Annotated in this window: 2 protein-coding genes; both read right to left on the reverse strand. The window is 56.0% G+C overall.

The features are described 5' to 3' along the window. Positions 1 to 186 precede the first annotated feature (186 nt). Positions 187 to 6510 carry a WIAG-tail domain gene (locus tag KXU80_RS12300; protein ID WP_219838457.1) on the reverse strand — a complete coding sequence of 2108 codons (6324 nt, stop codon included), beginning with the start codon at positions 6508 to 6510 and terminating at the stop codon, positions 187 to 189. Positions 6511 to 6684: 174 nt separating this feature from the next. After that, positions 6685 to 12603, reverse strand: a complete 5919-nt coding sequence (locus tag KXU80_RS12305) for a glycoside hydrolase family 78 protein (RefSeq protein WP_219838459.1) — start codon at positions 12601 to 12603, stop codon at positions 6685 to 6687. Positions 12604 to 13006 lie beyond the last annotated feature (403 nt).

Below are 13006 nucleotides of genomic sequence, written 5' to 3' on the forward strand. Positions count from 1 at the left end.
GCGTTCCATCGTATACAGAGACCGTGTATATGTTATTCACGGCGATCCGGGTCCCGTTGCGTCCATTGTGAAATCAGTAAGCCCATGCGCCTCTCAGCTGTGCACGCGCGTCTATTTCAAACGCTCCTAACGCAATAACACCCTGCCGATTTCGGCAGGGTGTTATTGTGCTGTGGTCTGCTCTTATTATTGCAAGCCCATTCCGATCCAGTTCACGAGGCCGATCGGCTCCGGACTAATCCGCGTGCGCACGATGGTCAGCTGGATGGAAGCGGCTGTTTTCTGTTTGATGACGGCGAAGCAGGAAGGCTGATCGGTCGTCGCAACGAACACGTACGAGTTGTTCGCAAACGGCTGATCGAAGCCGATCGTAATATCAAGCTGTTCGCCCTGACCTTGGAAGTTATATGGCGCGAGGCCGAACTGCTGCAGGACGGGCGACTGACGCTTCACGGTCGATACCGGCGTAAAGCTTAACTTATCGGCGCCCACGCTGCCATCCGACAAATTCGCTCCGTCGAGGATGGGGTTCGCGTCGGCGCTCGCGGCCAGTAGAACGCTCGGCGAGAGATGCTCGGCTGTAATGCTCTGCGGCGCAATCTTGCCGCCTGTTACCGCGCCGTCGGCCAAATAGGATGTCGTGACGCAGCCGTCTTGCAGCTCGAAGCTCGTTTCCGGCAGAATGCCCGGCGCGAGCTTGTCGGCCGTAATCGCGCCGTTCGCCAATGCTTCGGCTGTCACCGCGCCCGGTGCGAGCTTATCGGCCGTGATTGCACCGTTTGCCAGTGCTTCGGCTTCGACTGCGCCCGGCGCCAGCTTATCGGCCGTGATCGCTCCAATCGCCAGTGCTTCGGCTTCGACTGCGCCAGGAGCGAGCTTATCGGCCGTGATCGCTCCGTTTGCCAGTGCTTCGGCTGTCACCGCGCCCGGTGCGAGTTTGTCGGCCGTGATCGCTCCGTTCGCCAATGCTTCGGCTGTCACCGCGCCCGGTGCGAGTTTGTCGGCCGTGATCGCTCCGTTCGCCAGTGCTTCGGCTTCGACTGCGCCCGGCGCCAGCTTATCAGCCGTGATCGCTCCGTTCGCCAGTGCTTCGGCTTCGACTGCGCCCGGCGCCAGCTTATCGGCCGTGATCGCTCCGTTCGCCAGTGCTTCGGCTTCGACTGCGCCCGGCGCCAGCTTATCAGCCGTGATCGCTCCGTTCGCCAGTGCTTCGGCTTCGACTGCGCCCGGCGCCAGCTTATCGGCCGTGATCGCTCCGTTCGCCAATGCTTCGGCTTCGACTGCGCCAGGAGCGAGCTTATCGGCCGTGATCGCTCCAATCGCCAGTGCTTCGGCTTCGACTGCACCAGGAGCGAGCTTATCGGCCGTGATCGCTCCGTTAGCCAGTGCTTCGGCTTCGACTGCGCCCGGCGCCAGCTTATCGGCCGTTACCGAGCCGCTGCACAGCGCATTGCTTTCAATTGCGCCCGAGATGATGTGGGCCGCCGTGATGGATTTAGCGGCGATTTTGCTCAGCGTCACCGAGCCCGGCTGCAGATGACTCTCTCCGACGGCTGCGCTTGCCAGCTTCGCTCCCGTAACCGCGCCATCGCCGAGCGTGTTCGTTAATATCGAGCCTTCGCTTAGTAATATGCCCGTGATCGCGCCCGGAATAAGATGCTCTGCACCGATGGATTTCGGCGCGATTTTGTCCGCGGTGACGACCGCGTACTGGAGCTGCTCCGTTCCGACTGCGCCATGCGCCAGCTTCGCGCTGTCGACCGCTCCGTCTGCAAGCGCATCGGCACCCACCGCGCCGCTTGCCAGCTTGGAGCTGACGATCGAGCCGTCGCTCAGCGCTGCCGTCACGACTGCGCCTTCGGCCAGCTTCGTGCTTGTGACTGCAGCATCTCCGAGAGCTGCCTCTCCAACCGCACCGCTTGCCAGCTTTGCGCTGACTACTGCGCCGTCAGCCAGCGCTTCTGCACCGACTGCGCCATGTGCCAGCTTCGCACTGACGACCGCGCCGTTACCGAGTGCTGCCGTACCTACGGCTCCGTCTGCCAGTTTCGCGCTGACCACCGCGCCGTCGCATAATGCTGCTGTGCCAACTGCGCCGCTTGCCAGTTTGCCTTCCGTTATCGCGTTGTCTTGAATCGCTGCCGTGCCGACAGCGCCAAGTGCTATTTTGATGCCGCTCACTGCGCCGTTACTGAGCGCATCCGCGCCGACCGCACCGACGGCCAGCTTGGATGCCAGTACGGCACCGTCGCTTAGCGCTTGCGCGCCTACCGCGCCGATAGCCAGCTTCGAGCTTACGACCGCACCTTCGCCGAGCGCTGCCGTACCTACGGCTCCATTGGCAAGCTTCGCGCTGATCACTGCACCGTTATTCAGTGCTTCCGATCCGACCGCACCGTTTGCCAGCTTCGAGCTGACCACCGCGCCCTCGCCGAGCGCCGCCGTGCCTACTGCGCCTTCGGCCAGCTTCGCGCTGACCACCGAACCGTCGCTCAGCGCTTCCGATCCCACCGCGCCGTTTGCCAGCTTCGCACTGACCACTGCGCCGAATCCGATCGTCTCGGTACCGACCGCACCTGCGGCCAACTTTGCACCGGTTACCGCGCCATCGGCGAGCGCTGCTGTTACGACTGCACCCTTCGCCAATTTGGTGCTGATTACCGCACCGTCGCCCAATGCTTCCGCAACGACCGCGCCGCTCGCCAGCTTAGCGCTGACCACCGAGCTGTTGCCGAGCGCCGCCGTGCTTACTGCGCCTTTCGCCAATTTGGCGCTGACCACCGCGCCGTCGCTCAGCGCTTCGGCACCGACCGCGCCGGCAGCCAGCTTCGCGCTTACAACCGCGCCGTCGCCAAGCGCCGCCGTGCCAACTGCGCCTTTCGCCAGCTTCGCGCCGACTACCGAACCATCGCTCAGCGCTTCCGTACCTACTGCGCCCTTTGCCAGCTTCGCGCTTTCGACCGAGCCGTCGCCAAGCGCCGCCGTGCTTACTGCGCCTTTCGCCAGCTTCGCGCTGACGACCGAACCGTCGCCCAGCGCTTCCGTACCGACCGCACCCTTCGCCAGCTTCGCGCTGACGACCGAGCCGTCGCCCAGCGCCGGCGTGCCGACCGCGCCTTTCGCCAGCTTCGCGCTGACGACCGAACCGTCGCCCAGCGCTTCCGCGCCGACTGCGCCGCTCGCCAGCTTCGCGCTGACAATCGCGCCGTCGCCGAGCGCCGAAGTGCCTACTGCGCCTTTCGCCAGCTTGGCGCTAATGACCGCGCCGTCGCTCAGCGCCTCCGTGCCGACAGCTCCGATTGCCAGCTTCGACGATTGCACCGCGCCGTCGTCGAGCGCATCCGCGCCGACTGCGCCGCTCGCCAGCTTCGTGCTGACCACCGCACCTTCGGCAAGCGCATCGCTGCTGACTGCGCCTGAAACAATGTGCGCGCTGGAGATGGAACGGGCCGAAATTTTGCTAAGCGTCACCGCTCCTGCCTGCAGATGGTTCTCGCCGACGGAAGCCAGGCCAAGCGCATCTGGACCGACTGCGCCTCTCGTCAGCTTCGCACTGCTTACAGCTCCGTCGACGAGCATCTCGCCGCTGACCGTTCCTCGTTTGAGCTTGCTTCCATGCAGGATACCGTCCGGCGCCTTGTCGAACGAAAAGTATTCGGCTGACAGGTGGGCCTGCGTAATCGATCCTTTGCGGATATGATAGCCCTGAATGGATTCGGCTTTCAAATGCTTGCCCGCGATCGTTTCCAGCTGAACATGATCGCCGCTAACCGACAGCTGCGCCAGCTTCGAGCTCGTTACCGTCTCCTCGCAAAGCTGCTCCGTGCCGACGGATTCCGCCGACAAGTGAAGCTGCAGAACGCTGTCGATTTTCAAATGCGAGCTGCCGACCGAACCGTCCGCCAAATGATTGGCATCAATCGCACCTGCTGCCACATGCTGTCCCCGCACAGCCGACGACTCAATATTGCGGGCGCCGACGGACTCATTTTGCAGATGATGGCTGGCAATGCTGCCTTCCGCGATTTTCGATTCCGTTACCGCGTCCGTGCTGAGATGAAGATCACGAACGCTCCCCGGGGACAAGTGCGCGCTAAAGATCGACTGCTCCGCCAAATGCCGGCTGTCCACGGCTTCATTCGCCAAATGGCTGCCGTTCACCGCTCCAGCCGCAAGCTTATCGCCCGTGACCGATCCTGCGCCGAGCGCGCCGTTCATGACAGCTCCCGCCGCCAAATGCTGCTCGCTTACGGCACCGTGCTTCAAGTGGCTGCTTTCGATCACGCCTTTAATTAGATGCTTCCCGTTGACGGCTCCCGCCGCAAGCTGGTCGCTTGTCACGGAGCCGTTCACCAGCTTCGCCGTCGTTACGCTGCTGTCCGCGAGCTTGCCGGACGTCACCGCGCAGTCGGTCAGCTTATCTGTCGACACGCTCTCGGGCGACAGCTTAAGCGAGTTCACCACATGATCCGCCAGATGGTGGGAATAGATCGCGCCGGCAGCCAGATGACGCTCCGACACGGATCCGTTTGCCAGCTTGATGGACTTGATCGCGCCGTCTTGAATTGCGGACGTCTCGATGGAGCCCTCTCTGATATGGGACGCGTCGATGACACCCGGCTGTAGATGCAGCGCGGTGATGGCTTCAGCCGAAATCGTCTCTTCGACGACGGCACCCGGCGACAAATGAAAGGCACGGATCGCTTCAGGCGCGATTTTGTCGAAGGTAATGGACTCATCGGCCAGATGCTTCGTCTGCACCGACAGTTCCGCGAGCTTCTCGCTCGTTACGCTGGCTTCCGCCAACTTCTGCTCGACGACGGACTCATCCTGCAGCTGCACACGGCCCACGGCCGCGCTGCTGATATGCAGCTGCTTAATCGATCCCGCTGCCAGCTTATGCTCAGTTACGGCGCCTTTGGCCAAATGGCCTTCCAATACGCTGCTGACCTGGAGATGCTTCGCTCCGACGGATTTCTCATTCAAATGGCGTTCTTCAATGCTATCGTTAAGCAGCTTATCGCCGCTAATGCTGAGCCGGCTCAAATGCTTGCCGTGAACAACATCATCCATCAGCTTGCTCGTTGTTATGCTCTTGTCGGCAATCTTGGAGGATGTTACGGCATGGTCGACGAGCTTGATTGTCGAGATCGACAGATCCGCCATCTTGGACGTCGAGATCGCCAGATCCTGCAGGTGGTCGGTGCCGATTTCGTGAATGCCGACATGCTGCGCCTTAATTGCTCCTTCTTGAAGCTCTCTTGAGCCGACCGCTTCCTGCGCGATGGCTTCCGAGGTAACGGCCGAGGCCTGCAGCTCTCTTGGTCCAACCGCGCCTTTGACCAGGTGGCTTGCCGTAATTTCGCCCGCTGCCAAATGCTTCCCGAGCAGAACGCCCGGCGATACATGGTCAGCCAGCAGCAGACCTGGCTGCAGATGCTCGGATTCAATGGCGCCGCTGCTTATTTTCTCGCTTGTCACCGCACCGTCGCGCAGCTTGGAGCGCGTTACCGAGCCTTCGGCAAGCTTCGATGTGGAGACTGCGTCGTTTGCAATGCTTTCCGTGCGGACAGCCGCGCTGCGAATCTTCGCTGTCGTAATCGACTGATCCTCGATCAGCTCCGTCGTGATAACAAGCGGCTTCAAATGCTTCGCTTCGATGGAGCCCTCCGCGAACTTGTCGGCTTTAATGGTTCGGTCAGCCAGCTTCTCCGAGGTGATGCTGTTGTCGCGAATTTTTTCGCCGGTGATGGAACGGTCTCTGATCTTCGTGCCGGAAATGGCATTCTTCGTCAGATGGTCGCCCGTGATGGATTCCGAGGCGATCTTGGATGCGCCGACGGCGCCTTCCGCGATATGGATGCTTTCAACGGCATAATCCGCAATGGATTTCGAGACCACTGCGCCTGCTTTGATACGGGAAGAATCGACCGCGCCATAAGCCAGCTTCTCCGTCGAAACGGCATCATCCGCGATATCGTCAGTATGCACGAACGGAAGCGGAGAATCAGGCATGCGGCGTTCTACAATGAACGCTTCCTGCTTCAAGATTTCCTGCTGTAGCAGCTCTTCCAACTGCGCCACATGCAGCGCTTCTTCTTCGTCCGTTTCTACGGATGCTTCTTCTTCCGATTCCTGATCTTGAACTTCCGCTTGAGGTTGCGGCTGTTGGTCAGGCTCGGCGGCTGCATCGACAATGACGTCTTCACTGAAATCGGCTGATGACGCTTCTTGCAGAAGCTCCGCGGCAATCGGTTCCTGCTGTACTTGTTCGGTTTCCACTTCCGATTGAATCGCAGTCTCTTGTATGATCTCCGGCATAGGAGATTCCAGCACCTGAGGTGCCGTATTGACCTGCACCGGCCGTTTGTCCGCCTGTGCTTGCTTCGGCGCTGTCGGTTTTTGCTTCTTCAGTTCCTCGAGCCATTTCAACTCCGACGCGTTCGGATTATCCACGTAAAATAACGGCTTCCGCCCTTTGGGGCTTTTTCCTTTGCTGCTCTTCGCCATAGCCCTCTCCTTCTTCCACCTCAAATGTCATAGGTATCATATGCATTCACCCATGGGCAGGTCACATACATGGCGTTCAAATTATTTGAAAAATGCAAAAGCTGCCCCCTTGAAGGAGCAGCTTCTCTTTGAAACCAGCCATATTTTCGCAGATTGTTAGATTCCTGCCGCACATCAATGCACGCGGTGAACGCCTACGGTTTGTTGAATATTTCCGGAAATAACAATCGTCACCGTCGTCTGCTTAACCGTGCCATTACTATAAATCGCCTTAAACGTGAACGTGAGCGGGCCATTCGGCAATTTCTCGAAATCCGCATCCCACATCTCCCCGCTCCAGCTTGTTCGCTGCGCATTCGTCGCCGTTAAGCCTACGGTTATGCCGTTCATCGTTACTTTGACTTCCGAAGCCTCGGTCGCCGTCGCGGTATCTGTCGTTGAAGCACGCAGCAGGAAACGCTCGCCTGCCCAGAAGACATTGTACGCGCGCGGACTTTCCTCATCGCCGCTTGTTTTCTTGTTGCTCGCCTTCCTTGCCAGATCCCACAGCTCCGTATGCTTCACCATTCCGCTGATCGACAACGGCAGCACGATAATATTCTTCGTAACCGTAATGGGAGGCGCCTTCCCGTCGGACACCGTCAGCTTCACGCTGTATGTACCGGCCATAGCGCCCTTGAAGGAAGGGCCTGCGGCCGCGTACGGGAACTTCGCGCTGCTGCTGAACGTTTGTTTCACACCTGCCGGGTCTGTGACTGTGTACAGCACGGAAAGATCGTCATGATCTGGATCTTTTAGCGCTTGGGACAGCGTGATGACATCGCCTTCGTACGGCGGCTTCGACTGCCAATCCCAGTCCGCCTCCGGCGGCCGGTTCGTCTCAATATAGAAGTATTTCGGCGCGCTGTAAGGACTCCAGTCATACCCGTCGAATACGCGGACGACTGCGTACATGTTCACCTTCTCCGGCAAATCGATGCCAGGCATCCAATGGGCGGCTGCTGTATTCTTGATACCCGAATCGTGCTCAAGCGTACCGCCATATCGGTAAATCTTCATTTGGAATGCGGTCTGCGGGTCATCGTCCCCGTCTCCGTACATCCAGCTAAAATCCGGCCGAAGCAGCGTTAGCTTGGTCGGGTTGTTCTGATCGCTGCTCTCCGGTACGGTAATCGTCGCCCCTGGAATTCGATTAACGATGTTCACCTGCAAGCTGAATTCCGCCTCGCCGCCTTCAGAATCCTGCACAACCTGACGGATATTAAAACTGCCCAGCGTGCCGAACGTCTTCACCCAATCGGTTCGCGAGCTGCTCTGAAGCGATTCCGCCCCTGCGGAAACTTCTTTCACATAATACGCGTGCGGCAGCTTCGTGCGGTCGCCGTCTTCAACATCATAGGCCGTCGAATTCAGCGTCACCGGTACCCCTCGGAACGTGTTCACATGACTGCTCGTAAATCCTGGCACCGGCGGATGGTTCGGCGCGGCCAGTGTTGTGACGGGCAGCAGTACCACGTCCCAGTCGCTCCAAGCGCCGTATTCATCCTGAACCGCCATGCCTACTTCATACGTGCCAAGCTCCTGCGGCGAGACGAGCTTCGCTTCTTTATAGACGCCGCTTGGCGTCACATAATAGAATTTCTTCTGAAGGATCCCCCTCGTCGCTCGGTAGTCGATCCCGGTACCTTCCGTGGAGTAGTCCGTACTGCTGTAATAACGGTCCGGATCGCAGCTCTTATCGGTCCACAGAATCTTGTTGTCCGCGGCGATGTCCAGCGTGAAGTCCGCAATCGGCCGCCGATGAACGGTAATCTTCTTCGTAAATGCGTTGGATGGCTTCCGATACTCGTCAAAATTATTGACCGGCGAAAGATAATCCGGGTTCGGATCGTCCTTAGCGCGCAGCGATACCACATAATCGCCCACTTTATCGAATTTCAGCTGAGCGTCATGGAACGTTTTTCCGTTCAAGCCCGACACGCCTTGGTTATGGATAAAGCGAAGCGTATGCTGTACGGTCCAGTCATACACGCCCCCTGCCGGCGGGTCATTCTCGGGATCGCTGAACACGATATTGTTGTACTGGACGTCCGCTGAAGCGGTTCCGGCATCCCAAATCGCATACTGATCGGACCACACATCGTTTTGCAGCATCGGTTTATACGCCAGACCACTGAACGTAACGAATGATTTGTTCGAGAAATAACCGAAGCGTCCAGATGCATAAGTGTCGTCATCAGCCTCGATAAGCGGCGTATTGTCCAAGAAGACAGCGAAGTGACTGCCGTTTGTCTGCAGCTTGACGGCATACGTCTTCTGGCTGAGCAGCGGATAGTCTTGGGCTGCTAGAACAGTGCGCACACCGGCGGCGTATTTCACCAGCTCCATTTTATTCGTATCCGTCTCCAGCGCATAGCCGTTCTGCCGATCCTTCATCCGGAAAGAATAACCGAGCCATTCCTTGTCGTAATCGACGTCGTCGATTTTGAAGTTGAACTTTACCTCGGCATCCGATAACGAGAACGGCGAGTAGAATTGTCCGCTCGTAAACGGCTTCACAGTCAAAGTGTTGGTAGTCGGCGCTCCGACGGACACCGTCAAACGCAGCGGGTCCTGATAGGTCGTCGATTCGTAGCTGTACGTTGGGTTTGCCTGTGACATGCTCACATACACGCCATCCATGTAGTAGGCACCATAGAACGGGGATGACGAGTAGTTGCAGCCCATTAAGGTCGTACCAGCCCTCGTTCCTGCCACGTCATACACAGGTAATTTGCCGTAGATGGAGTAATACGCAGAACCGGCATCGCATGTAATTCCACTAGCCGGGTCTTGGCTGGTTCGGTAACCGTCCGCCGTTTGCCCGAGTCTGCTCTTCTGCGTTAGATTGCCTGCGAAATCGGTCGAAAACTGGGTTGCTGACCCAAAGCCATAATCACTGTCTCCGTAATGATACATCGTGAGGTCATCGCCTTTTAAACTATCGGCTTTGCGTTTGATCGCTCCTGATGACGTATTAAGGACATACACACGTTCATACAAGTTCGGAATCACGTTGCCCTGAATCGTATGATCGTAATAGACCTTGGCGTAAAGTTCGTTTTTGGCAGGATTGAAGAAGAATCCGCCATACGTCTCCGCATATGAATACGCCGACAGAAAGGAATTCACAGCCGTAATCCCCAGATTCCCTCCATAAATGCTAGGATCGTTTCTAACTTCGTCTCCGATATATTTCCGCCATGCAAGCGTATAATCAGGGTTATACTTCGTGACGTTCAGGTCGTAGACCCCTGAATTATAGCTTGGATTCGTGTACCCTTCGTAGCGGTACAAGTTGCCCGCCGCATCCGTCATGGAAGCAAGTCCGTCATATTGCCAGTTGGATGCGATGTTAGTATTCACGGGTACAGGGGGCTTCCACGAAGCGAGCTTCGTCAACACCAAATCACGGCTTAGCTTATACCAATTGACCGTCGAATTGTAGTAATTTCTCTGCATCAATATTAAGCTGCTGCCTTGCGTGCTCATAATGATTGAAGTATCGATAATGGTTTGGTCTTCCACAGACATATTGAACGTGCTCGTGAGCTCTTGGCCGTTTCGCGCATTGTAAATCCCAATCTCATCCACAGCGCTGCTGGAGCCGTACTTCCAGTATCGTGTGACGTAGAGATACTGATCCGCAAGCTCGTATGTGCTTAGTTTCCCTAACGAAACGCTGGTTTTGTAGGCTGTCCCGTTCTTGCTCAAGGTAACCGTGCGATAGCTGTTCGGTCCTGAATTGGTAATGATGAATTCATAAGGATCACCGTCCCGGTATTTCTGGGATACATCGCCCCACTGGCCAAAAACATCCACGACAGGCGATAATTTTTTGGGATTCAGCGCAAAGATTTCGTCTTCGTAGCTGTAGGTTCCAGTTTGGTGATTATAGTCATAACTGTACGTCGTATAGTGATGATCGAAGAACAGTAATTTTTTGGTCGACCTCACTTTCGGATATCCGTCTGAGCCGCCGTAATACGTCAGTAACTTCTTACCGGTTTTATATAATAAATTAGCTGCCACCGTTGACTGCAGCGTGGATCGCCAAGGATTCAGTTCATTGGATCCATAACCATTGTTCGTTAGCGGGTACGCATCTGCGCGCTTCTGGGTGCTGCCAAAACGAGTCATGTTATACAGGTAAACCTCTTCCCCCTGCTTACCGAAATTCCGTCCTTCTCCGCTAATCAGATTACCAGCGCTGGCCCGCCACAGGTTATTTGCATTGTAGACGAGATTATTGGTTCCCGGAACATAAACCGGCCAGCTCAGCATGTCGGCCGGCTGGACCCGCGTATACGGATCGAGATTCGGCTGCGGATTCTTTCCTTCGAGATCAAACGAAACCTCCGGCGCATTGTTCACAACATTCAGTGTGAGCGTGGTTGGTGAATCAGAATTCGTATCATCCCATTGCCCGTACTGCTCTGCGACCTTTAAATAGAACAAGTACTTGCCAACTTTGGCTGGCGTAAACTGCAGCTTGGACAGCGTACCTGCTGCCGATTTCCAAGCATCATCAGAAAATCCGTTATTATTCGCATCGTATTTATACTTGTACTCGGCCGACACGATTGGATCTGCGTCAGGACTAGTCGATTTATTAAGCAAATCCAGCACCGTATCGCGAACCGACAGCGGTGGAACGACGAGCTTCGCGATTGGCGGCAAATCCGGTTTGACGATAATGGTGCACGTATCCGGCTCCAGCGATTTAAGGCCATTTTCATCGTAAACCGATAGCGATACCTCGACCGTAATGTCCGTCGTTCCGGGATTGTCGTAGCTCGTTTGCTTATTCGTCCATTCATCGCGTGTATGGTCGATTTTCAATCCCATCGGACTGTAGCTGCCGTTTCCATTTATCGATCCAGCCGGCAGCGGGTGGTTGGCAATGACCGTTGGCGGACAGCTAATAACGGGCACCGGGTTCTTCGGCACAACCTCAATATACGTGCATGCGGTAGCCGCAGCCCCGAACTCATCCCGCATCTGCGCACAAACGTATTGGAAGCCAAGCGTATCCATCGTCAAATTGTGCTGACCGTCTGTATATGCCAAGCTCTTGGAAGGAATTGATTGCACGAAGGATGTCCCTGCCGAGAAATCGAAGCCCATGAAGTACAGATCGTCGCCATCCGGATCGTTTGGCGTAGGCACGGTCGGATCGTTTATGTAAATCAGATCGAGCGTCGTACCTTCAACGACTTGATGCAGCGGTTTTGTTGCCTGAGACTGTTGGACGAAACCGATTTGAAAGGTCGGCGGATTATTGACGGTCGGCCCCGTGACCGTAAGTGGTTTTGGACCGATCCAGTCCGAAGTGCCGCAGCTCGTCACGATGCGCATAAACACATTATGCGTACCCACGCCAACAACCCATGGATAGCTGCTGAATGTAAAGGTGGAATCGGTCGTTTGACCATACACCGGATTGCCGATCCAAGTACCGTTGCGCTCGATTTTGAAGGAATGAGATTGATAAATGCAGCCTTTCAGCTGAAAATCCTTGGGGTGAAGCGTAAAAGAAGATTTATAGGGGAGGTTGTCAGGCAGGACGTCGAAATCGCCGGTGAAGGCGACTGGTTTTTCGTAGAAGAAGGACACATACGCTTTACTTAGTGCGGATGTCAGGCTTACCGATTGGCTCGGTTTGACGGTAACCGTGTCGGAGTAGGCCACGTAGGACAAGTTGCTGCCTTGCATATTACCGTAAGTATCGTCGTAGCTGTAAGAATGGCTGAACGGCAGCGAGGCGATCGGGACCGTTTGCTGCTTCGCGAGTGCATACTGTCCGGTCGGCCCGGTTCGTACCATGTGGCGGATGTTGACTTCTCCCGCAGCTGTCGATGAATCCATCTTGTAGTAATAATTTAGATAGACGGGCTTCGGAAATGCAGCGCTTGTATACTTACCAAGGTTATATTCGGCCGGCGCGTCGACCATTGCCTCGCTTGGCAGGCTATCGGTCGTTGATTTCTTATAGCCAGCATATTTGTAACTTGAGCCACTAGTAGGATCGGTATGTGTAAAAGGATAGTTCATTCCTTCTTTCAATACTTGTTCCCGATCGTTAAGCCCGGCAATGCCATCGAGGCTGTTGTCGTTTATATCTAAGTGCTTGATGATTACTTTGCCATCACCCACGTCATAGTAATAATTTACCTTGTACGTGTCAAAATCCCCATTGTAGATAAACGAGGGTATCCCTGTAATGTAGGAGGAATTTTGTGGGTCACTACCATCAACGCTCTTCTTATACTTCCCCGCAAACGTGTATCCAGGAATGGCAGGTGGGGCAGGCGGGTAGGATTGACCAGCAATCATATCCCCTGATTTACTTGGCGATAAGCTGTCCAAAGGTTCACCGGTCGTAGAGAAGCTATGCGTTTCATATTGACCTTCCAGCTCAAACTCGAACACGATAGGAAAATAATAGCGTCGAGCT

It is taken from the genome of Paenibacillus sp. R14(2021), assembly GCF_019431355.1.
Classification (GTDB): domain Bacteria; phylum Bacillota; class Bacilli; order Paenibacillales; family Paenibacillaceae; genus Paenibacillus_Z.